The sequence below is a fragment of the Stieleria magnilauensis genome (assembly GCA_007753675.1).
In the GTDB taxonomy this organism is placed as follows: Bacteria; Planctomycetota; Planctomycetia; order Pirellulales; family Pirellulaceae; genus Stieleria; species Stieleria magnilauensis.
In genome coordinates, this window is the sequence record CP036432.1 from 5,436,418 (window position 1) to 5,459,256 (window position 22,839).

Genomic DNA, 22,839 nt, shown 5'->3' on the forward strand with positions numbered 1-22,839 from the left:
CCAACGTTGACTCGAATGCGACTGAAGCCTGGACACCAACTTGAATTTGCGTGATGTGATTGCCGAGGCGAATGATGTGTTCTTCGATACCGATGGGTTTGCGGAGACGGTGGTGTATTGGCCGCTGGGTGTAGCGGCCAATGCGTTTGAGGTGGATGCGATCGTGGATTGGTCGGACGAAGAGGGATCGAATCAGGTCCGCGGCGATGGCCGGGGGAGTCTGAATGCGGAGAAAGGACGCATAGTGCGTTCGTCGGCGGTGATCGAGTTTCCGACTCACCGGATCGATGAAACCGGGAATTGTGTCCCCATGGTGATCAGTTCCTCCGGCAAGGACCGTGTCCTCGTCAGCGAACATGACCGGACGATCAAGTTGAACGTCAAACGGATCATCGGACACGACGCGGCGGTTCAATCGGTGCTGTGCACCCGTCAAACGGAGCATCAGGCTTCGCACGCGGTCGGACGGAGGGGCTGATGTACACGCCGAACGGCATCTTTTCGACCAAGCATCAAATGCGGTTGCTGTTGGCTGAGTGCGCGACGGTGCGATCGGTGCTGGGCGTCGCGAACGCGACTGAGGCGCTGGCCAAGATCAAGACTTACGCCCCGATGTATTTCCCGGACGACGGCACGACGATTCTGGTGCCCCCGTTTCAATACCCGCGGATTCTGATCGACAGCGAGGGCGTGGAATTTGAATCGACGCCCGACGGGAACCTGAGCGACGTCCAAAGCCGGACGATGATGATCGCGATCGGGATCTATGTGCCTGAGGACGAAGACATTGTAGATGAGAGCGACCAGGAAGCCTGGATCGATGACCAATTTGGCAGCATCCTGATGGAGTGCATGGCGATCCAGGGCACCGGGGAATCGATCTCCGGACAGTCGCACCTGTGCCTGATGAATCCGTCCTACGGCGGTGCGACTCCGCAACCGGACGACGAACGCGACGAAGTGCAGGATTCACAGCCCGACCGGCCGCGTTGGCTGGGCATGCTGCGGTTTGAGGTGCGCTGATGGTCACTCCACCGAATGCTGTGAAAATTCACGGGAATGGCGTCGGCCGATCACTCCGCCAAGCCTACGTCGCTGCGTCGGTGCCGGCGTGGCAGGACACCGGGCGTCATTTCCATCTGCAGTATCGACCGAAACGGTTCACGCATAAACACGCGACCGAAGCGGATTACGGGAAACGGAAACCCAAGTACGTCCGCGAAAAGTTCCGTCGGTTCGGTCACACGTATCCGTTGGTGAAAACGGGTGAAGTCCGCCGGCTGGCGGCGACGGCCCGGATCACGGCGCGGGCGGGAACTGGTCAGGTGCAAAATCGCGGCGGTGTGAAGGTTGCGTATCCCCAGCTGCGGAAGCTGAATTTCCGACACCCCAACTCTGACATCGACATGGCGGATGAGTTCCGCCGCGTCCCGGACCGGGAATCCGTCTTGCTCGGTCACTACTTCATTGCTCGATTCTCGCCCCGATTCGAAGGGAACTTCCGATGACCCGCAACACGTCCTACGCCATCGAGCTTCGCGCCGGCGATCCGCTGCCCACCGAATCGGTCTGGATCGGTGGGATCTCGCAGCAGAGCATTCGTCCCGGCGTTCAGGTCAACACCGAAGTCACCGCGGGTAGCGAAAACGCTTCCTACGGTGAAGTGGGGAATGTTCAGCCCGATGCGACGTTCACGACGATGGACATCAAGACGTTGTTGAACGTGATCGGTACCAAGGGAGAGTGTCTGATCGGAGGGAGCGACCTGGGATTCAAGATGTGGGCGATCAAACGATTGCCTTGCGGTGGGATCGATTTGACAGGCGTTTCGCCGGCGGGAAAGCACACGAGTTGGACCATTCCCAACGGGCTGATCATCCCGCAAACGCTTTCGGTGTCCCACGGCAGCCGTGCATCCTTGTCCGCCCAAGTGTTCTCGCTGTGGGATGAGACGAACGATTCGTTGATCGTCACCCCGGACATCGAGTATCCGGGCGCATGGGGTACTCCTCCGGCGATCACCGATGTCAACGGCTACCACCTGGGACCGGTGGATATCTGTGGCGAAACGTTCACGGACAAGACATCGATCTCGATTGGGTTCGGGATTTCGGTTCAACCTCAATCGGCCGACGGCGACATCAACGCGAAATCATTATTCATCGCGGAACGCAAGCCGGTGGTGCAAATCACTTGCTACGACATCGAAAAGTTTCGGGCTTCTAAGATCCCGCTGGTCGGCAAACACGCGACGCACGGCGACACCTCGTTTGTGCTGCGCAAGAAAGTGCACGGAAGCGGTGCGTTTGAAACCGGCGCGAATCACGCCGAGTTCACGATCGACGGCGTGGCGACGATCCAGGAGATCAGTGCCAGCGGGCATGCGCCGCACGCGATGCAGGTGACGGTCAACGGGCTGGACGATGCGACCAACGACATGATCGTGATGGACTTGGCCCACACGCTGGCGTGATGCAACTTTGAGGAACCCTTCATGAGTAAGAAGAAACCTGATTTGCCGTTCGTGATTCGTGCGATGACGGGATGTGGTGTTCCGACTTCGGAACGCCAGGCGTCGGCGATCTCGAAAGAAGATGCCGCAGCGATTCTCGCGGCGTACAAGAACAAGAGCGGCCGCGGGGCACTGTTGCATGCGCTGGCGAAGATTCAGGCATCGGCACCTGCAGCGGTTGTCAGGAACGCAGGAACTGAAACCGAACCGACCGCGGACGACCCATCCTAATCACGCTCTGACACATGCCCTTCCTGTATTTCATCCCCAGTGACGCGAACCAAATCACGCCGACGGACATTGATCGGCTGGGTCTGGGTTACGCGATCGACCATCCGACGCCGAAAGGTTGTATCGGACCGGATGGGCGACGTGGATTCATCATGGGGCGCAATCCCAAAACGTTGCACGCCATGCATGCGGAAACGCAATCCTGGATCCCTGCGCCGAAACTCGGCCAAGAATCGCCGCCGTATTGGGTCGGATTCGACTCGAAACCGACCGCCGAAGATTTGGCCCGCGGTGAACAGGTCACCAGCGTGACGGTCGAGACGACCGGCGGGTACAAGTGGAACGTCCCAAAGCTGGTGATGTGGCAGGAGGGAGATGACACGCCCGCGGTCTGGAACACGCCGCTGCCGGTTTGCATCGATCTGGACGACAACGGGAACCCGATCGATGGTGCGGTCGTCCCGCAGTACCGAGAGATGTTCGACATCGGGCTCCGGGTTCTGACGCGGTTGGCCGGTGGGAACGATGGCGGACTCTCCAGCAGTCAACTGATCCGGTTTGCCGCCAATTGCATCGGCGTCAACTACCGGGTGTCGCTGCTGGAACTGTCCAGCCGAGTGCTTGGATGCCTTTCGACCGAAGATGCGTTGCGGGTGATTCACGCCGCGATCGACTGGCAGGGTTACCGGGACGCGGTGGGAAACTGGGATGGCCGGCAGGGCCGGCCGACTACCGCTACGGGATCTGGATCCGCAGAACCAACGCCGGCCAGTTCAGCGAGTACCGACCCACCGTTGGCCAATTAGCAGCCTGGGTAGAGCATCATGGCGGGTAAGGCTCAGCTGATCGTCGAACTCACCTCGGACGAGGAGAGGTTGCTGAACGGGTTTCGCAAAGCCCAAGCGGCCGACGAGGAGTTGCGCGCGGGTCTGAAGAAGACCGGTGTCGAAGTCGATGCGATGGGCAAGGAGATGGTCGACGCGATGCTGAAGGCCGGCAACGCGACCGCGGCGACGACCGACAAGATCCTCAAGCAGCTGCGGGGCATCGGTCCGCAAGGAAAGAAGCTATTCGGTGAACTGAGCCAACACGGTAAACAGTCCGTCGATGACATCCTCAAGAAACTAGACGCCGTCGATCAGAAACTTGCCGCTCAGGCGCGCGAAATTCTCGCTGAATGGGCGAAGACCGATAAGGCCGACAAGTTCGAAAAGACGCGTGCGCAGCTCGAGTCACTCGGTGGCGATTTCAAGATCCTGGGCGCTGAGATCAAAAAGGCAACCGAAATCCCCGAAGACCGGATCGGCGAAGCCAAAAGGCTTGTCGCGGAGCTGAATCGGATTGATCCGAATGCCGCCAAGGCGATCGCTCGGGCGATGGAGCAGGCAAAGAAACACGTCGAGAAATCCCGTTTGGATCAGTTTGTGTCTCAGTTGGCAGGGGGCACGAAGCAGGCGAGAGAGCTGGCGAAGGTCCTGGGCGTCGACATGAAGGAGTCTTCGCTGGCGGCCGAGGGAGGCATCGAGGGAATCGCCCAAAAGATCATCGCGTTGCGGCCGGAGTTGAAACGATCGGTCAATCGCTGGAAGCGGGACATGGCGGAGGCGGCGAAGTTCGGCGAAGGGAAATACGAGCAAGCGTTAAATGCGCTTCGTGCCGGCGATCCGGTCAGCAAGCAGGTGGCGGACAAGATCAAAACGCACCTGGTCAGTTCGGGCAAGATCGTCGAAAGAACGTTCAAGGACATGATCAAGCCGCTGGAGCAGATCGATCCGAGGCTGGCGGCAGAAGCCAGAAAGTGGCACAAACATCTGCAAGATCACGAGAAGAAAAGCAACAGCGCGTTCAGACAGGCTTCTTCGTTCGCCGTGACCGAGATCGCATCGATCGCGGCGGCCTATGTCGGCGTGCAGGAGGCGGTTCAATTCGTCACGCAGGCGATGCAGGAACAGCAAGATGTGCTCAAGAAGTCCGCGGACGAACAACGCACGCTGGCGGCCGCACAGCAAGAAGCCCTCAAGAACCTGGCGACGGTCAACCAGTCGGATCGAACGGACTTGCTGCAGAACCTGGTTCCCGACACGGCGATCGCGGCGGCGTTTCCCGACCTGGTTAACCTGACCAAAGCGATCGGTGACACTCGATCGGCCGGGGCATCGGTGGACCAAATCAAACAGATCTTGCCTGTCGCGGCCAAATTGACCGCGCTGACACCTGAGTTCGTCGACGAAACATCGACCGCGCTGGCGGACTCAATCCGTGCGACCGGAAATCAGAACGTGAAGGAGGTCGCTTCGCAGTTGCTTCTTGCTGGGTCGGATGCCCGCATCGTGGATCCGTCGAAGTTGTTTCGGAATCTCCCACCGGTCCAGGTCGCGGCGGCCAATTCGGTTTCCGACGCGTTGCGGGCTGAGTCGGCATTGCAAGCGACGGCGGCGTTCACGGCGGTCACCCGTGCCGGTGCGGATTCACAGGGCGATGCTTCACAAACGGCGCAGATTCAGATCCAGGCTCGATTGCGATCGTTCTTTCAAGACCTGGGAAAGGATGCGACCGAGGCGACGGCGGAACTGGCGAAGCTGAAGAAAGCGGACCCGTTGACGGCGGTGCAGCGGCACACGTTCAACAAGCTGAGTCAAAACGAAGCCGACAAGGCGAAGAACGATCGCGAAATCGCACGCTTGCAGTCGGAAATCGACAGCATCGAATCAAAATTGGACGCCGGTGATTTGGATGCCGAGACGCGGCGCGTGCTGGGGATCCAGAAGCGGGACTTGGGGCGTGAATTGAGTCGCGTCCGACGGGTCGAGTTTTCCGATGACGATGCGGCCCAACTGCAGGGGCTACGGGATCGGATCGGTGACAAGGACCGGGCGTACCAGGAAAAGATCGCGGAACTGGAGGGCACGATCGCGGCGGCCAGCATCAAGGGCTACCGGGGCGGGCGGCCGGAGTTGTTCTTTGATCAGTTGAAGGTGCTGCAGCAGAATCCCGTTCTTCGCGAAGCATTCCTGAAAGACAAATTCGGGGAGCAGCGGTTCCGCAGTGCGACCGAGCAGTTCGTCACGGGCGGACAAGCCTACGACGACGCGATCGCGGCCTACGAAAACCTGCGCCGACACCGTGGCTCGACCGCCTTGTTGGACGACAAGCTGCGGGAACTTCGTTTCGGAACGCCACAGTTGGAACAAGCGTACTTGCAACGCCAAGCCGAGACGGGACAAGCGTTGCAGTTTTCGTACGATGCGATCGGGGCGCAGCAAGGTGCGTTTCGTGAACAGCTGGCCGATACGCTCAAAGAGACCCGCAGTTCCGGATTGCTGAAAAGTCTGCAGCAGTCGTTCGAGGAGATCGGGATCCGCAACGGCGTGTTGCTGAGCGGCAGCGAAGGATCGGAGGAAGTTTTCTCGGGGATCTTCCGGTTGGCGGAGCGATCGCGAGATCTGCGGGCCGGCGGGATCACACCGGCGGAAGCACCGCGGGTCCGGCGTGTTTCGAATTTGCTGGAAACGGCGTTCGCGACCTTGCAGTCGTCGGCGACGCTGGCGGAATCGCCGGATGTGATTTCGGCACTATCGGACCGGGCCAGCCGAGTCGCCGGCGCGATCCGATCCGATGACTATTCGTTCCTGCAGGGTGATGCTGCGTCGGTGGTTTCGGCGAACAAGGATGTGTTTCTGCGGCTGGCGTCGGTGTTGGAGCGGATCGAAGCGTTGCAGACCGAGCAACTCGGTGAAGCACGAAAGACCGCCGAGAACACGAAACCGAATCAACGCCGGCCCACCGATGCCACTCGACGAGCCGCCGGCGCGGCGGACCGGAGGCGGGCACCGTGATCAAAATTGACTCGATCGAATTCGATTTCAAACGCGGCGATATCCTGCTTCCGGAACCGGACGCGATCCCGTTCAGGTCACAGTCGATGGAAGGCATCGGAATTCAAAAGACACAGGAGCGGTCTCCCGGATTCACGCTGACATTGGTTCGGTTTGCCGCGGCAACGGCGCTAGTGGTCGAGAAGAGCACGATCGTGACCAAAGTAGGCGCGACCGTTTCGATCATCGAACGGGTCAACGGCGCGGACATCAACTGGTCGGCACCGGGCGGGCACAAGTTTGTCGTCACCCAAGCCCGGATGGTCGATTGGAAGGTGATTCCGGCGTTCTATGGATACCGCGGGACGATCTACGGTTCCTTTTCGCCTGCCCTGCGGATGGTCAGTCAGTGGACGATGTACGCGATTGAGAACCCGGTCGTCTGATGCCAACCATCAACCTGAACGGACTCGGCAACCCCGAGAACGCCGCCCTGCTGGTTTTCACGAAGTCGGTTTGGTCGGATCCGTTCGTCTATCAGCCGAACGCCATCGTCGAAGAAGTGGTCTGGACGATCGCGCCGGAGGTGAGCGCGGCGTCGCTGCAGTGGCGTTACGGGAACACGGTCTACGTGCCGGGAGCGCCGGCGGCAGCGTCGGTGCCGAAAGTCACAACGCGCGGCTACTACGTACTGATTCTGCAGCCGATTGGGCCGAGTGAATGGCTGTCGTGGCTCGGGTATGCGGACTCCCCGGTTACCTTGGACGAAGATGATGTCAGCGGAATCCAACGGATCCCGTGTTTCGGATTCGACCGTGCCCTGCAATATGCGACGATCACATCGACGGTGCACGTTGACCCGGCGGATTCGCAAAAGTGGATTCGGAATGACACGGGCGCGATGTTCAACCGGGGCACCAAGGGGGATCGCGGCTCGGCGATGGTGAAGGTGTTGGATGCGGATCCGACGCCGACCGTTTACGCGTTCGAGAATCCTGGTGTGGAGGCTCGCGAGTGGTGGTCCAGTCAAGACATCGCCCAACACCTGATGTCGTTCCACCTGCCGACGTCGAACTTCATCCCTGGATCGATTCCCTGGACGATCGTCGGTCTAGACCGGTTGCCGGATTGGGACCATCCGAGACTGGAGACCGACGGCCGATCGGTTCACGATTGCCTGACCGAGTTGACTCCGTCGGATCGAATGTTGGGCTGGAGGGTGATGCCCGAAGTAGCGTTTCCCGGTGCGAATCCGATCACCAACGTCCCAACGATCAGTGCGATCAACATCGAGTTTTTCACTCGGGCTGCGTCGGCGATCACGTTGCCCGGTGTGACCAATCTGCCGGCGAATCATGACATCCAGACTTGGATACTGGACGAAGACCGTTTGTCAGACGCGGCGATCGACGAAGACGATTCTGACATGGTTGACCAGGTGGTTGTCCGCGGTCCGCGGGAGGTTGCGGTGGGGACGTTCTATTGGTCGGACGACTGGGTGGCCGGTTGGACGCCGACAGAATTGTCGGAGTATGTGGCCGGATACTCTGGGGAAGCTTTTTGGGCGGCGGGTACGCTCGCACAACAACGCGAGTGGAACCAATTCTTTCGGGATCAGACCAAGTACCAGGACGTCTACCGGACGTTTCCGATTCGCGATGACTGGGATGGCCAGGTCAACGGCGAACCGTTGTTTTGGAAATCGGATCCGGGCGATGACGATTACATCCCGTATCTTGGCAACGTCCAGTTCATGGATCGGTTGCCGCTGTTCAAGGGCATCGATTATTCGGGTGACATCGCGACCGTCGACGAGCAACGTGGACGGCGGACAATGCCGATCCTGGTGTTTATCGAGGAACCAGGGCAAGCGAACAAATACCGCCGGCTGCAGACGGTGTTTACGGAGTTCGGTTTGAGTCCGGTCAAGCATCCGAATGCGTTGGAGTACGATTTGCGAGTGGTTTCGTACTTCGATCGCGGGCCAGGCTTTCGCATTGAAGTCGACGGTGCGCCGCAGCACGCCCATCGGCCTTCGTTCACGGGCAATGATGCGGACCCTGAAAAGACGAACCCAAAGATCTGGGGCGAGCTGGATAGCGAGACGATGATCATCACCGCGGCGATGGTGGGTGATCGGCGGCCGGAAGTCCGCTTCCCCGCCACGGTGTCGGCCGATTTCGTTCGCAAACGGTACATCGTGCTGGACCATCCCGGTCTGCAGCATGTCGAGATCGCTGCCGGCACGGTCGTCGGCTATGACTACCAGGGATCGCTGGAAACGAGCGACGGCGGGACGCTGCGGGATCCGTTTGACATGTTGACGGCACTCGGGACGCTGGCGGCGGAGCGATTCTTGACGCCTCGCACGACGGCCAGGATCCGCACCGGTCGGGCGCTGAACATCGAAACCGGATCCCTGATCGCATCGATCAACGGCACAGCGGTCAACGCGGTGATCAGTGAAGTGCGGATCGCGACACCGGTCGTGGAGTCCGACTCGCCGCCTCCATATGTGATGGACATCACCGCGATCGACAATGACTTGGACATCACGAGTCTGATCGCACGTGTTCCCGTTCCGGAGGTCGATGCATGAGCGGACCACGGCCTGGGTTCCCGTTCGAAGCAATCGCGACGAGCGGGGCGTCGAAGTTCGAGGAAGCGGTGGGACCAGCCGGTGAGGACAAGTTCCATTTCTTCAATGCAGTCCCGATCGAATTCACCGAATCGAATGTCAGCGCTGGTGTCGTCCAGTGGCAGTATGGAAAGCAGAGCACCGGTGACGCGATCCGAACGCGAAACGCGATCAACGTGGACATCCAGCCCACCGATCGGATCGTGATGATGCTTGATGCGAACGGTCTGGGCGTCGTACTGGTCTTACTGTGCTGAGGATGAACCATGGTTGACCGAACGAGCGGCAATTGTTGCTTGGAAACAGACTGTGCGGCGAATTTCTATGACACGATCGGCAAATGGTCGGCCGCTGCTGATGGCACGATCACGGATGCCGGCATGGTGTGGGTCACGCCGAACGAGCAGATCCGCACGTTTGACGTGGATGGAGAGGTGAACCCGGCGTTTTTTCTCACGGGGAAAGAGGCGTGGGAGATTCGGTTCTACATGCGTGGCCAAGCGACGTTCACGATCGATTCCGTTGACTATGCGATCGATACCGATGCCCAGACGATCACGGTTGACGGCCACACGGATTCAATCGGGCAGTTTGAGCGGCACTTGCCTTCTGACGACCTGTTCTTGTTTCGGTTGCGAGTCACTCCCACGCATGCGTATCTACTCGGATACGGAAACTATCAGCTTGGGACCGTGTTCGGAGCTGAGGCGAATGCGTACTCCATCCTGACCGCTGACCGTGCGACCAACGCGCCAGATTCATTTTCGGTTGTCTGGACCGACGCGACGATCGGCGGGTTTACAATCAGCGAATCGACGGTAACGGTCACGGACACATACGTGCCGACGTACGAGCGGCTTTGCTGGACGGAACCGTCCCTCGAATGCCCGTACTTCATGGTCAAGCAGATGACACAGAATCATCTGTACCAAGACGACCCAGGGTACAACCGCGACTACTACGTCGCAGACATCACGTCGACCGGATGGGATCCGTGGGCGTGGATCTTTCCTGATTGCATGGTGCCAAGCCCGATCGCATGGGCATCAGGGACGGTGCTGACGGGGCCGCCTTCATCGCCGTTCCCTGACCCGCCCGACCCGACTGAGACCTTGCAGACCCATCAGTTTTCAAACCCGTGCGGACAGGGCGGCAGCTTCGTCAGATGGGTCGACGAGGGCGGCGGGTCGTATTCCTACAAGACCATCGAAATTGCTCTCCACGATGCGGGGTTCACTTATGCGGCACAGGTCGCTCTGAAGTGGCCGACCCCGACGTATTCCCAGCCGTACCCAAAGCCGCATTACACCGCGACCTTTTCCACGCAGTTCACCCACATCAATCAATTCTCGTGTGGGCCCGGCAACAACTGTGATCTCAACATCGTGTCCGGTGGCTCGACGTCGGCTGACATCGCGTGCAATGACTTGCAAAACGGGTTCACGCTCAGTGTTTCTGGGACGCTGTCGTACGATGCAGACGATGACGGCGTGCCAGTCGACCCTCCTGATGAAATGGATTTCCAAATACGCACCTCTTGTACGATCGAGACCAAGACACCGGACGAGATTCTTGGCTACTACGGGACGGTTGGAGGAACTTGGACGGTATGACTTCGCGAAAGTGTGTCGGTTGCGGTCGGACATTCGCCGCGGACGTGGCAACAAAATTCTCTTGTTGCGGACAACCCATCCGCGTAGACGGCAACTCCAGGAACCAGGTCGCCGCAAAAGCGTCACCGCGGATCAGTCGTGTCACGAGAGCGATAGCCGCATGCGTGAAGTGCGAGCACTACAGGACATCTGACGGCAGGAGCGGTTGCGGACTCTACAAAGGAACGCTGTGCAAGTCGATGTCGCTGATCGCCGATGGGGAGGGCTGCCACGATCACGCCAATCCGCGGTTTGATCCGGACTGGGTGACCGATCATCACTTCTACGGTCCCTGGATCACGTACGAAGAACTGCGGCGAGACATCGCGGACTTTGCGTCGCGTCTTTCGGTGATGCAACTCGACGCGATCGCCGGTGTGCCGCGGTCGGGGATGATGGTCGCCAGCGAACTTGCCGTGCGGCTCGGTCTGCCGCTGTACAGTCTCGAAGAGTCAGGGCTGCATCGACTGGCGACCGGGTTGCGACTGCGGAATGTCGAGTTGAAGGCCGGCAAGCTGTTGGTGATGGAAGATTCCACCGCGAGTGGGACGTCGATCAACGAAGCGAAACAGTGGCTGGGCGATCGGCCCAATACGTTGTTCGGGGCGATCTATTCCACGACGCAGGCACTCGCCGGGATTGATCTGCATCACCGCACGCTGGAACTGGCCCATTGGTTCGAATGGAATCTGCTTGGCAATCCGAACTTGATGAACACGATTCCGATCGGCACCGATTTCGACGGCGTGCTCTGCCCCGACTTCACGCCCGAAGAAGACGACGATGGATTGCGGTATCGCATGCGTATTATCGAGATGCCGTGTATCCGGCATCCCGGTGTCGCCGAGTTGCCGTACATCATCACGGCGCGGCTGGAGAAGTATCGCGAGCTGACCGAGCAGTGGCTCGCCGAACGGCGGATCAAGTATCGTCGCCTGGTGATGGGCCCGTGGCGGACTCAACAGGAACGTTCGATGGTGGACGTGGGTGAGTGGAAGGCGAATCGCTGTCGCGAGTTCGGACTCGACATCTTCATTGAGTCCTGCAGCGTCCAAGCCAAACGAATCGCGAACGTTGCGAGAGGCGTCGCGGTGGTCTGTCCGGAAGCGAAGACCACGTTCATTCGCGACCGGGTGAGTGTTGGTGTTTAGCCTTTAGGCGATCCGTCTCGCTGCGATGCAGCGAGAGTGGGCGGCTGAAGCCTGGACACCAACACGTATGCCCGTACCAATCGCGATACCCCTCTTTCCAAGACGATGCTTTCGGGCGTTCGCTCGCGCCGATTCGATTTCGTGGCCAGGTGAGTGTTGGTGTTTAGCCTTTAGGCGATTCGTCTCGCTGCTACGCAGCGAGAGTGGGCGGCTGAAGCCTGGACACCAACACGTATGCCCGATCCATTCGCGATGCCCCTCTTTCCAATATGATGCTTTCGGGCTTTCGCTCGCGGCGATTCTGTTTTGCCGCGGGGCAAAAAAATATGGAATCTTGATGCGATGAAGCCCTGTGCGTTCACGTGCCTGCAACACGTACCAACAACCACGCGAAAACGCGTGGTCTGAAACTCTGCTACACCGCACCCCTGATAGGGGGCGGATTTTCGGCCCGATTGCGCCCGGATCTCCCCCGCAAAATTCGCGGGAAAGTTTTTCAAGAATCCCGCAAATAGTGGGCGAAGCCCGCGAATTGTCCACGTCGATGCGCAGCGGTATCGCGTGACACGCGGCGGGGGCGATCGGTGCGTGTCGTGGTGGTGATCGGCCGCGGCGCGTTGGCGGTCCGCGCGTTGCTGCAGCTGCAGGCGGGGCGCGTACCGGTGGCGGTCCGCGCAGTGGGGGCAAAGCTCGCGCAGAATCGCGAGAATCGGCCGCTAACGCCCGCGGCGATTGTGTGGGCAGATGCATTGAACGCGCATAGAAAAACGGGGGAGCGTAGCCGATACGCTCCCCCGTGAACGAAACGAGGGAGCGCATCGGCTATCGGTCACAATGGACCGATGGAACCAATACGCTCCCCAGCTGGGGTTCCCTCGTTGTTTCGTGGCTAGCCGCGGCTAGCCGTTATTCCTCTTCGTCGTCACCCTCCCGATAGTTTTCGTTGATGGCGTCGACGATATCGCGCTCGAGCTCTTCAGCGGCCTCCCGCGTTTCCGGTGCGGTATCCGGCGAATCGATCACATGCATTAGAAAAACCGCAACCCTCTGCAATAGCTCTTTCATCGCTTTCCCTTGAATGCGAACCCGTTGTATCTGGCGCGCGACTTTGCCGCGTTTGTTCCCTTCAGGCGCAAACCAACCACCACGCCGCGGCCGTCAACCGATGGCAAGCGGATGTCGTGTCTGTCCCCGTCAATCACTGGCCATTGCCGGCCATGAATGCGGACCGATTCGGGTAATTCACCGATTCGGCCGCACTGGGGATTGTATTCGACATCGAACACTTGAGCGACATTCCCGCCGCGGCGCAAGAAGCTTGCGATCGTGGCGGGGTGGTGCTTTTCATGCCGGCTAAACGTCAATGCGTAGTTCGCGGGGAGCTCCCCCGCCAAGTAATCGCGAAACCGGGAGCGAATCTTCGTGTAATCGTAGAATTGAACGTCCGGCCATCGCTGGATGACATCAAACCATTCTAAGTCGCTCGCGACATTCAACCGAATCGCGGCGCGTAGCTGTCGGCGTTCCGCTTTCCGCACGAGATTGACGATATCGCGGTTCAATTGGTCGATGAAAGATCGACGATGGCCGAACAACCATTGCGTGTCGCGCAGCGCCGCGTGGCGTGACGTCGACGAAACACGCAACCCGGCAAACCAGAGGACACACGACGCGGCGCAACCATTCGATGCGCCCGCGCAAACGTTGTGCCCGGACAGATTGTGCGGCGCGAGTGTCAATCCGGCTGACAAGTAGGGCAAACCGTTTAGCTTTTCAAGCTTGGCGTTGGTGCGTAATAACATTAGGCGGCCTCCCGAATGCTGGTTGCGCTGTCGGCACCGATCACGAGGTGATCTAGGACGTTGATACCCAACGTTTTGCCGCATTCGGTCAATCGGTCCGTCACCGCGTGATCTTCGCGGCTAGGCGTGGTGTCGCCGGACGGGTGATTGTGAATCAGGATGATGGCCGAAGCGCTCGCAGCGATGGCCGCGCGGAACACTTCCCGCGGGTGCACGAGCGACGCGTCCAACGTCCCGCGGGTGATGCGAACCACGCCGGTCGGTCGGTGTTTCGTGTCTAACGTGACAATCGCGAATTCTTCGCAATCGCAACGGTCCGCGAAATAGTCGCGCAGCAATGCCGGCAGGGTATCGCATGCGATGCGGGTTGATGTGATCGGCGTTTCATAGCGGCCCGACCCCTCTTGAATCTTGGCCAGACGCGTTTCGAACACGGGGAGCGCGTTGGTTGTCTTGTTGCGCTGTCGACGTAGTTCGACGTTCAATAGCACGCTGCGCCGATCCCACGCGGCATAGCCGCGAATGCGGGACGCGTTGTTGGCCGGGGGCGCTTCGGTGATGGCGGGGCGTTTGCCGCATGCGGCCGTGTAGGCTGCGATGAACGCGGCCGCGTCGCAATCCTCTTCCAGGTAGGCGACCGAATCGCGGACGTAGCTGCAATGGCTGATATCGTTTTCCAATCGCAGCGCCACGATATCGGCCATCGGGACGCGTAGCCACGCGTGGGATGGGTCGGACAAAAAACGGTAGCGGCGCTTCAAAAGACGCTTTCGGGTATCATCGTTCACGGTTTGCAACCTCATGCGTTGCGAGCAAGTCACCCGGCTAGCGTTGGCGCGCTACCGGGTGGCGTTCTTTACACGCCGCGCGGCGTGTTTCCGCGGGCATCATCGGCCGAATCCGGCCCCCGTCAACAACGCCCCACGCCGTGTCAAACGCGGCGAATCGCGAGCAATGCCGGCCATTCCCACCAAGCACCGGACGGGTCCTTCCGAGGGGGCGGGGGTGGCCATCGCGGGTTCCGCCTCGAACACCTCTCGTTGGCATGTGCAAAAAAGATCATCACCACCACCACCACCTTTTGAAATCCCTGACGGCCTGCCCACCTCATGCGATCAGGCACGTCCCCTGTGACGCGTCGGTGTACGCCACTCCAGCGACCAGGCGGACAGAGAAACTCGCCGCGGTTGCTCCAACCTCCGCAGTTTGTAGCTGATAGAGAAGAGCTTCTTTGCGTCGGCGTCCGTTCCCTTGTTTTGCCCCCATCCAGCGAAAACTGAGTCGCCGAGCCGTGCGTCGCCCGCGGGATGACTGGGCATGTATCTCGCTTCGGTTTGTCCTCCTGGACAGCACGACGCAGGACCACCTCCGAATCGTGCCAGTTCCGAGCTGAATTCACGATGCTATTCAACGGCAGATCGGCCTGGCTGAGAGAATTCGTGATGACATGGGCAAAAATCTCAGGGGCGTTCCGGTGCCTCACGAATAGGAACGCAAATGCCCATCCGCATCACATGGTTTTCGGTGGATGCGGGTGTTCCAGGGCGAGCCACTCAGTCGCGCACCCTCCAAAAAAGGGGGGCGACGCGATGCCGCCGCGACGACGGCCATCTGCGCCGGATATTTCGAGTCGCAGCCAGGCCAACCGGTGCCACACGTCGAATCCCGCCGCACGAAATTCCGGGCGCAGCGGTCACGCACCTGTACCCGACTCGCATGCCACTCAAACGCCTGCAGGACATTCCTGGGCACAACTCGCTTGAGTTGACACAACTCAACATTTTGGAGGACGAAACCGCAATCAACCGATCTCACAGCCCATTGGTCCCGCTCATGGGCTAGACTTAATATCCGGCGCTCGCGCCGGAGAATTATTAGTTCTGTGACAATTACGACATGATTTCATAGTGGAAGCGAAAGACTTAGTTGTTGGTAAAACGTACTACTCATTCGGATTCGCTGAAGGGGGAGTGCCGGTTGTTTCGTCTTTCATCTACGAAGGTGAGTTCCCACGCGATTGCCAAACTGGCTCGTGCGTCTCTTCAAGAACGATCTATCGCTTCGTAGAACGTCAATCTTGGCTCAGGCGTGATCAGACGGGTGAGTGCAACGTCACCACTCAACGGTATCCGTCACTGCAGCATGCACTGAAGGCGTTGATGACCTGGGAAGAGTTTCTCGATACAGTTGAACTCAACGTAATCGCACCTCGAGTCCCGCCACGTAGATGCTCGTTCTGCAACCGTGGCGAATATGACGTGCCTAACATCATGCTGGGTGATGGCCCAAACCATGGGATTTGCACTGACTGTTGCGATCGCGCCAGCTTCTACTTTGAGCGCTTACGATCGCCGCATAGTGACGCACAATCGGAATGCGTGTTCTGCGTTGACGACGCCATCCGGGACGTGTACACACAAGGATCTGGATCAATTTGCCGCAAATGCAAGGACTACGCACTCAAGCTGTTTTACGCACGCGACATCGATTAAACTACCAAAAAAACACAGAACCAACGGATGTGGCGGACCGGCGTAGTCAGGTTGGTTTGGCCATCGCAATATCAACCGTCGCCGGCCGCCAATCCTTAACGTTACCCGCACAAGAGATTGCCCTTCCTTTTTCCTCTGGCATGTCCGACACACATTGGCGAAATTGAACTCTGAGACGAACCCCTACGAAGCTCCGCACTCAGGTGATGCCGATGTTGTTCCTGATGTTCGCTCAGATGCACGGACAGCATCTCTGGTCGTATGGATCGTCACACTGCCAACACATGCTCTTGCGTTTCGAGCCGGACTGTTTTTCGGACAATTCCCGCAGGGACGCAAATCGCAATGGGAACTCTACCCAATCTTCGGTGAGTCAGAATTTGGTTTCCTATTCGCCTCTGCGATCTACGGTGGACTGCTTGCGGAGCTGTACCGATTTCTCACGGCAAAGGCGTTTCGGGATTTCCCGGACAAAGAACGTGTCATCGCCACGGTGTTAGGGATGTCCTTGTTCACAACATTTATGATTTCGATTGCCGCCGTGCAATGCATTGCTTAAATTGGGAAATCGGGTAACCATCGCGTGCACCCGAGTACGCGAGTCGGCGTTCTTGAAATTGAGAATCTTTCGCGCGTACCGGGTGACGCGTGAAGTTAGCCACCAAAATGCGTACCGTCTCTTTTGCAATCGCGGCCGCTGTTCTCGTAGGTTGCAGTAATTCGGCACCCTCCACAGGTAAGAACGCAATGGCACAGGCACGGGCCAGCTACGAAAACTCCGTTCGCCGCCTTCAGAAGGACTATCTTGAGCCTGGTGACATACCACCTTTGCCCGAGCGCATGCCCCGCTACGACGATGAACAGCTCGGCGTATCTTTCTTCCGAACATTTGTTGGAGAACACGACGACCTGAGCAATCTCACGCTTCCGCGCACGTACTTCGGACGTTCGGAGATCAACGACGCCTTGTTTTGTAATACTGACCTAACAGAATCATGTTTGTGTTGGAACGACTTCATCGACGTTGACTTTAGTGATGCGGTGCTGGCCAGCTGCGATCTACGGGCGTCGAACTTCACTCGCGTTAAGTTCAATCGGGCTGACTTGCGAGATGCCGATCTCCGACGTTCGTCGTTCGACGGTTGTAGTTTTGAAAATGCGCTTCTTGATCGAGCCATCATGACACCTGCTCAGCTCAAGCTGATGAAGTTGACCGATGCGCAACATCAAGTGATCGCGCTTACAAACGAAGACGGACCCGAGCCCGATGGTGGCTAACAAACCGTATCGGGATTGGGGCCCGGATCGCTTCGGAACCCCTCCCACACCACCAGACATGCGGGTCCGCATCCGGCGGTTGAGCACGAGTTTCAAATCTTCGCGTTGCCGCGAAGACTCAAGCCATTGAATCACGACCAGCGCCGCAACTGGTTGACCGCCATACGGAGATTTGTCTCCGAAGAGACAACAGCACGAGCTACCCACGATACGTACTTGCTCGTTCCCTTCGGGCCTTCGCGGGCCACAAGGGTCCGCTACTATGCCCTCTGCTGACTTCCAGTCGGCACCGAGTAACTTTCGAATGCACGGCCCTGGCTTTCGGGCAAGCCCTACTCCCAGGTACGCCAACTGGATCTCCCCAGATAAGAACGCGATCTGTCCCTGCCCAAGCTCCCCATTTACCTACGCCCAGAGTTTTTTCAAGGCATCTGCCGGGCTTCCGGTTCGGCTTCGCGGTCAGCAGCCCGCTGGAACGCATTGGGCCGCTCTGCGACGGGCCTGGAGTCGTCGACCTCGTATGAGGTTTCTGTTCGTAACAACCGCAGGTCTTGGCGAGAATGTGGCTGAAACGTTGTGTCGAGGACCTTTGCGCGATTCAGTTTTCGTCGAAACGCGCGATCCAAGATCAATAGCCAGCTTTACGAGCACATTCGCAGGCTTCCTCTCCACGGTCTGTTGCCTCGCCGCAGTTGCCCTCGCCTCGTACTGTCTTTCGTTAGAATTTCATTTGGTATACTGACTCCAATAAAGAAACCGGAACTAAGTACAGGGGACTTTCACCCCACATGATCACGCCCACGTTGGGCGTACTGCACGACGAGTCGCCGAGTCGTGGTTTTGAAGTGGAGGATCGCTCGCGGCGACCGCGTGATCCGTGCCGTTCTGCCGCTCACCGAATCCTGAGTCACCGCGTTGACCAAAGCCGCTCTAAAAACGTTGTTCAGTACCTATTGGTGCAGCGCTGGCTGGGTTCCCCAATCTGAGCGGCATATCGAGCCTGACGCTTTTGCCCACGCGAAGGCCGCTGGCGTCATGTTTGACCCATTGTTCGTCAGCCACGACGAGCTCGTCGAGCGGGGCCGCAAACTGTCGGTCTCGATCGCGAAATCGCGAGTTGTTGACGCGTTTCTGGCCAGCCTATCGACGAGATGCCTTGAACTGCGGTCTGCACTAAGCAGTTGGGCGTACCTAAGACATTTCCCTGCTCATTCTCACACTGGCGCGGGCATGTGCGATGTATGTGGTTCTTACAACATGCCTGAGAAGGGGCAGGACCTAAACGTACTCAATTTCGAAAGATTCAAATGGGGCGGCTGTCGCCATGACGATCTAATGTTCGCGGTATTCAATCTAGAACGGTTCACGGATATTGAAAGGCTGACACCGACAGCCGAAGACCACGAACTGTTCGAGCAATGCATCGCCGCAATCAGATCTGTGCCCGCCGAAACGACCGCCGCGAACCTGCACAAGGCGATTCCCAAGGCGGTTCGGTCCAACAAAGACGAACGCGACGTATTGTTGGACATCCTGGGGATCGCAGGTGTTTTGCAGACAGAATCGCACAATGGATATCTAAATCGGTTCGTCGAATATCGAGATCGTCAGCTTCCAGCTCAACGCTTCGTTGACCGCCGCTATCCGTTTTGTTGGTGGCGTGGGTCCGATGGTGTAAACTCAGCAACGCTACTCGAATTGTTTGACATGACTTGATCGCGACGCAACGCGGCAGAACAATGGATTGGATGCGGAGGCCTCGAAAGCGTCGTTCGAGAATGGTTGATCTTTTGCCCAGCCCCAGTCAACCCTGTCGTTATCCGAATTCAAAGATGGCAAATCCATTCCGCACTGTGCAATCGACCGAAGTTGGAGAGTGTGAGTTGCTTCACCCACATAAATGCCCCGTCTGCTTGTCGCTTGTAGACACCTGGAAGGTGAACCTTACTTCGGTTCATTGCAAGACCTGTCGGACCCGCGTGATTCGAAAGCTGCCACCTTCAATAGCCTTAAAATTGCTCCCCATCTTGATTGTGCCACCTGCGATTGCGCTCTCCGCACCATACTTGATGCATCAAAAACAGTCCTTTCCGACGTTAGCGCAAGCATTGACACCGATACTCGCCACATCTTGCATTACGGCAGTCATTTTGTTCGTCATCGTGCGACGAAGCTCCGTAATCTATCCTGTCGCTGGTTGGCTGCATCTGTCCACACCGGACCTGATCAACTTCATTGAGCGCCGTCGAAGTGAATTCTACAAACCCGGATAACCATGCGAATCGGGATAGGGGTCCGGATCGCTCCGGACGCCCTCCCCACACCACCGTAGGTGCGGATCCGCATGCGGCGGCAGAGCGAAGGTGAGCAAGCTCGGCCCACAGACTGTTTCAACTCAACACGCCTTGCGCGGCGAGCCATGCGTTGGTCAGACCAACGCCGCTGGCGATGGTCTTGGACATGTGCCAAGGACCTTGCCGGCTGCGGGCATGGCAAATCGCTTGACGACGTGGGTCGCCCTCGCTTCACGCTGAACAAGGGGAAAAAGGCCGATTCCGCAGCTAGCTTATGCGGACGTTGCGTTACTCAAGCGCTCTACGTGGTTCTTTCGGACTCGAATTCGCCAATTCTGAAACTCGAACAGGTAGCTGCCCCGTTCGATGCTCAGTGGTTCGTTTAGCCGTAAGTCTCGCTGCGTTTGGTAGCTGAACCAGTCGGTTGGCTTGGCGTTGGGGCGGCGGACGGTCACTCGCGTCCCTTTCTTGATGAAGTAGCTCATGCAAGCCAGTTTGCTGGCATTGCCGACACGTTTGGTCACCTGACTGAAGAAGCAGATGGCCAGCGGCAGGGTCAAGGTTTGCCTCGCAATTTGACGTGGTTTTTCGCTAGGCGTTTGCTTCCAAGCACTTCGGATTCGTCGCTGACGGGTTTTCCACACACCCTCAAAGTGGGCCTGACCATCCGTGTCATTTTCGCCGGGATGATCCTAGCAAAAGAAAAAGACAGCTTGATCGCCACGGTTGGCGGTACCAACGAATGGGCACCTGAAGGGCGAGCCGCCACGTTACCCGACGGCTCGATGCATCATGAGAGACAACTGTGGACACGACCTGCGTTTGCGTTACCGGTCTCGGACGGTATCCTGGAACGCTGAAAAAACGACGAAGGGGGTGGGGGCCGCGCCAACGGCTTCCCACCCACCATCAAAGCCCATCCGAAGACACCGGACGGAATCAATGACAGCTGCTCCTTCGTGCGCGTGTTGCTGCGCGCACTTGCTCTGGCCCCGTGCCCGAGGCCCTCCAGCAATGCGCCCATCCAGCGCGACGGCTTGCCGTCCGTGCTGTCTTTACACCACCGCGTTTTTTAACGCTGGCTCGCAAGGAGGCCACTCTGGGCTCAAGCGATCCGGCACCAACTCCACGACTCTGGCGATCAGAGCGGACGCTGGGGGGCGTGTACGAAGCAAGTACGGCCAACCGGCGGCGCGTTCAAACGGTATTGGTCATGTCAAAGGATTCTCATATCGAAGCGATTGATCCGAACCTTCTCTACAACGCCGAAAAGCTTCGTCGAATCGAAGGCATTTCGTTGGCTGAGATGAAAAAGTTCATTCGTGAAAACTGTGTTTACTCGGAGGCCTGGCAAGGCCGCCTAAACGTCCTTGGATCTGACTACATCGATGCGATGAGCCGGAGGGGACTGGTTGATTCAGAAGAAAAGAAACGGGAACGCCAACGAAAGTCGGGGGCGTCAACTCGAGCGAAAAACAAGGAGACCACAGAGCAATGAAAAGAATTCCCACGGTGCGTGTGGGTGTGTTTTGGAAAGCATCCAAGGGCCGCTACTTCCTGCGGTGGACGGATCCGTTCACGGGCAAACGGCGGTCGGAGCAAACCGAAATCACCACCCGCAACAAACGCGGTCGATCGCGAGCCGATCGACTTGCCGTTACCAAAGAGCAGGAGTTGAAGGAGTCGCTGCGGCGAGACGACTTCAGCTGGGACGCGTTCGAAGAGAAGTACAAGCAGGAGCACCTGAAGTTCACTTCGACGGACAACCAGCAGAAATGGAACGCGGTCGTCAAGTTCCTTCACGCGGCGGCCGCGGAGAGCCAGCAAGTTTACGGTGAGTTGATGCTTTCGGACGTCAAGCCGCTGTTCTTGTCGGAGGTCGAGACGCTGATTCGATCGAAGCTGTCCGGCGGCAGCGTGTCGTCCTACGTCGCGACGCTGCGAAGCGGACTCTCCTGGGCGGCTTCGATGGAAATGATGGATCCGTTGCCACGTCGTCGCAGTCGCGGGCGGGTTGAACACGTCTTGCCGGCGATGCGATTGAACCCCATCACACGGGACGACTTGAAGAAGATGAAGGATGTCACCGACTCGGTTGTTGGCAAACGCTACGGCCAGTCGGTCAAAGATTACCTGGAGGCGCTGTGGCTGTCCGGGTGTCGCATGTGCGAGCCGCTTCAGATTCACGCGACGCGGCGCAACTGCCACCGGCCGTTGAATCTGGCGGGGGAGCACCCGAAGTTTTGCTGGGTCAACACTCAAAAGAACCGACGGGATGTGATCGCCAGGGTGACAAAGGACTTTGCGGCGGACGTGGAGCGACGGGTGGCCGATGGTGGTTTTCTTTATCAGCCTCGTTGCGAGACGGGCTTGCTTGAGAGTCGCACATCGCTTTCCAAGGTCGTTGCCGATATTGGCAGGAAGGCCGATGTTTGGGCCGAAGAGGGCAAGGCGGCGACCGCCAAGCATTTCCGGTCGTCGTTTGTCACGCGATGGTCGATTCGGGGCATGCCGATCGCCCTGATTCAGGAGATGGTTCGGCACCGCAGCCGGTCGACGACGGAGAGGTATTACGTCGGTGACCTGAGTGGGAAAATCGATTTCGATGAATCGAGATTTGGTGACCAAAGTGGTGACCAAGCCTGAGGCTGACAAAGAAAAATGAAGCAGCAAATTCGCTTTCGATGCGTAATTTACGGTATACCGAAGGAGGGACTCGAACCCTCACTCCCTTGCGGGAACTGGATTTTGAATCCAGCGCGTCTGCCAATTCCGCCACTTCGGCTTCGGTGGTCGTCCGGGCGATGGGAAAACGCTGCCCGGCCAACTAGGGAGATTATTCAACACGAATCGGGTTCGTGCAACCGGCGGTGTTTGGAGGAATTTTGGAGACCTTTGGCCGTTTCCCTTGCGGCGGGGGGGAAAGCCGGGAAAATGGATCTCAATCTCCCAACTTGTTCCCGTCACCACGTGT

At 58.4% G+C, this 22,839-nt stretch carries 22 protein-coding genes and 1 tRNA gene; 18 read left to right on the top strand and 5 right to left on the bottom strand.

Going from position 1 to position 22,839, the window contains the following annotated elements:
- Positions 1-40 precede the first annotated feature (40 nt).
- From TBK1r_RS18990 to TBK1r_RS19045, 12 genes are all read left to right on the top strand, one after another.
- Positions 41-478 carry a hypothetical protein gene (locus TBK1r_RS18990; RefSeq protein WP_145214022.1) on the top strand — a complete coding sequence of 146 codons (438 nt, stop codon included), beginning with the start codon at positions 41-43 and terminating at the stop codon, positions 476-478.
- Positions 478-1,023, top strand: coding sequence for a hypothetical protein (locus TBK1r_RS18995; protein ID WP_145214025.1), 546 nt, complete (start codon positions 478-480; stop codon positions 1,021-1,023). Before TBK1r_RS18990 ends, TBK1r_RS18995 begins: the two co-directional genes overlap by 1 nt.
- The gene (locus tag TBK1r_RS19000) at positions 1,023-1,508 is read left to right on the top strand and encodes a hypothetical protein (protein WP_145214028.1); all 486 of its coding nucleotides are present in this window, start codon (positions 1,023-1,025) and stop codon (positions 1,506-1,508) included. The genes TBK1r_RS18995 and TBK1r_RS19000 overlap by 1 nt, the downstream gene beginning before the upstream one ends.
- Entirely contained in the window at positions 1,505-2,473 is a 969-nt protein-coding gene (locus TBK1r_RS19005) for a hypothetical protein (RefSeq protein WP_145214031.1), read from the top strand. Before TBK1r_RS19000 ends, TBK1r_RS19005 begins: the two co-directional genes overlap by 4 nt.
- A 21-nt stretch (positions 2,474-2,494) precedes the next feature.
- Complete coding sequence (locus TBK1r_RS19010) at positions 2,495-2,743, top strand: hypothetical protein (protein WP_145214034.1); 249 nt, start codon at positions 2,495-2,497, stop codon at positions 2,741-2,743.
- A gap of 14 nt (positions 2,744-2,757) precedes the next feature.
- Positions 2,758-3,549 (top strand): hypothetical protein, encoded by a 792-nt coding sequence (locus TBK1r_RS19015; protein WP_145214037.1) that lies wholly within the window; start codon positions 2,758-2,760, stop codon positions 3,547-3,549.
- Positions 3,550-3,567: 18 nt separating this feature from the next.
- Entirely contained in the window at positions 3,568-6,579 is a 3,012-nt protein-coding gene (locus tag TBK1r_RS19020; RefSeq protein WP_145214040.1) for a coiled-coil domain-containing protein, read from the top strand.
- Positions 6,576-7,004, top strand: a complete 429-nt coding sequence (locus TBK1r_RS19025; protein ID WP_145214043.1) for a hypothetical protein — start codon at positions 6,576-6,578, stop codon at positions 7,002-7,004. The genes TBK1r_RS19020 and TBK1r_RS19025 overlap by 4 nt, the downstream gene beginning before the upstream one ends.
- Complete coding sequence (locus TBK1r_RS19030; protein WP_145214046.1) at positions 7,004-9,157, top strand: hypothetical protein; 2,154 nt, start codon at positions 7,004-7,006, stop codon at positions 9,155-9,157. The genes TBK1r_RS19025 and TBK1r_RS19030 overlap by 1 nt, the downstream gene beginning before the upstream one ends.
- Entirely contained in the window at positions 9,154-9,453 is a 300-nt protein-coding gene (locus TBK1r_RS19035; protein WP_145214049.1) for a hypothetical protein, read from the top strand. Before TBK1r_RS19030 ends, TBK1r_RS19035 begins: the two co-directional genes overlap by 4 nt.
- A 9-nt stretch (positions 9,454-9,462) precedes the next feature.
- Positions 9,463-10,809, top strand: a complete 1,347-nt coding sequence (locus TBK1r_RS19040; RefSeq protein ID WP_145214052.1) for a hypothetical protein — start codon at positions 9,463-9,465, stop codon at positions 10,807-10,809.
- A gap of 239 nt (positions 10,810-11,048) precedes the next feature.
- The gene (locus tag TBK1r_RS19045; RefSeq protein WP_145214055.1) at positions 11,049-11,999 is read left to right on the top strand and encodes a hypothetical protein; all 951 of its coding nucleotides are present in this window, start codon (positions 11,049-11,051) and stop codon (positions 11,997-11,999) included.
- Positions 12,000-12,905: 906 nt separating this feature from the next.
- Here TBK1r_RS19045 and TBK1r_RS38675 read toward each other — a convergent pair.
- Genes TBK1r_RS38675 through TBK1r_RS19055 form a run of 3 tightly spaced genes read right to left on the bottom strand, consistent with a single transcriptional unit; the run spans position 12,906 to position 14,589 of the window.
- The gene (locus TBK1r_RS38675; RefSeq protein WP_419580140.1) at positions 12,906-13,064 is read right to left on the bottom strand and encodes a hypothetical protein; all 159 of its coding nucleotides are present in this window, start codon (positions 13,062-13,064) and stop codon (positions 12,906-12,908) included.
- Positions 13,061-13,801 carry a GP88 family protein gene (locus tag TBK1r_RS19050; RefSeq protein ID WP_145214058.1) on the bottom strand — a complete coding sequence of 247 codons (741 nt, stop codon included), beginning with the start codon at positions 13,799-13,801 and terminating at the stop codon, positions 13,061-13,063. Before TBK1r_RS19050 ends, TBK1r_RS38675 begins: the two co-directional genes overlap by 4 nt.
- Positions 13,801-14,589: a JAB domain-containing protein gene (locus TBK1r_RS19055; RefSeq protein WP_419580141.1), complete on the bottom strand. Its 789-nt coding sequence runs from the start codon at positions 14,587-14,589 to the stop codon at positions 13,801-13,803. Before TBK1r_RS19055 ends, TBK1r_RS19050 begins: the two co-directional genes overlap by 1 nt.
- A gap of 1,867 nt (positions 14,590-16,456) precedes the next feature.
- Here TBK1r_RS19055 and TBK1r_RS19070 point away from each other — a divergent pair.
- The 3 genes from TBK1r_RS19070 to TBK1r_RS19080 all read left to right on the top strand — a co-directional run bounded on the left by TBK1r_RS19070 (position 16,457) and on the right by TBK1r_RS19080 (position 19,287).
- The gene (locus tag TBK1r_RS19070; protein ID WP_145214070.1) at positions 16,457-16,852 is read left to right on the top strand and encodes a hypothetical protein; all 396 of its coding nucleotides are present in this window, start codon (positions 16,457-16,459) and stop codon (positions 16,850-16,852) included.
- Positions 16,853-17,040: 188 nt separating this feature from the next.
- Positions 17,041-17,571: a pentapeptide repeat-containing protein gene (locus TBK1r_RS19075; RefSeq protein ID WP_419580142.1), complete on the top strand. Its 531-nt coding sequence runs from the start codon at positions 17,041-17,043 to the stop codon at positions 17,569-17,571.
- A gap of 915 nt (positions 17,572-18,486) precedes the next feature.
- Positions 18,487-19,287, top strand: coding sequence for a hypothetical protein (locus tag TBK1r_RS19080; RefSeq protein WP_145214091.1), 801 nt, complete (start codon positions 18,487-18,489; stop codon positions 19,285-19,287).
- Positions 19,288-20,137: 850 nt separating this feature from the next.
- Here TBK1r_RS19080 and TBK1r_RS19085 read toward each other — a convergent pair.
- Positions 20,138-20,425 (bottom strand): hypothetical protein, encoded by a 288-nt coding sequence (locus TBK1r_RS19085; protein WP_145214094.1) that lies wholly within the window; start codon positions 20,423-20,425, stop codon positions 20,138-20,140.
- Between the two features lie 93 nt (positions 20,426-20,518).
- Here TBK1r_RS19085 and TBK1r_RS19090 point away from each other — a divergent pair, with 93 nt between their 5' ends.
- The 3 genes from TBK1r_RS19090 to TBK1r_RS19100 all read left to right on the top strand — a co-directional run bounded on the left by TBK1r_RS19090 (position 20,519) and on the right by TBK1r_RS19100 (position 22,511).
- Positions 20,519-20,725, top strand: coding sequence for a hypothetical protein (locus tag TBK1r_RS19090; RefSeq protein ID WP_145214097.1), 207 nt, complete (start codon positions 20,519-20,521; stop codon positions 20,723-20,725).
- Positions 20,726-21,078: 353 nt separating this feature from the next.
- Positions 21,079-21,363: a hypothetical protein gene (locus TBK1r_RS19095; RefSeq protein ID WP_145214100.1), complete on the top strand. Its 285-nt coding sequence runs from the start codon at positions 21,079-21,081 to the stop codon at positions 21,361-21,363.
- A complete protein-coding gene (locus tag TBK1r_RS19100; protein WP_145214103.1) occupies positions 21,360-22,511 on the top strand; it encodes a site-specific integrase in 1,152 nt (383 codons plus the stop codon). The genes TBK1r_RS19095 and TBK1r_RS19100 overlap by 4 nt, the downstream gene beginning before the upstream one ends.
- Before the next feature lie 55 nt (positions 22,512-22,566).
- Here TBK1r_RS19100 and TBK1r_RS19105 read toward each other — a convergent pair.
- Positions 22,567-22,650: transfer RNA gene (locus TBK1r_RS19105), tRNA-Leu, on the bottom strand.
- Positions 22,651-22,839: the final 189 nt, after the last annotated feature.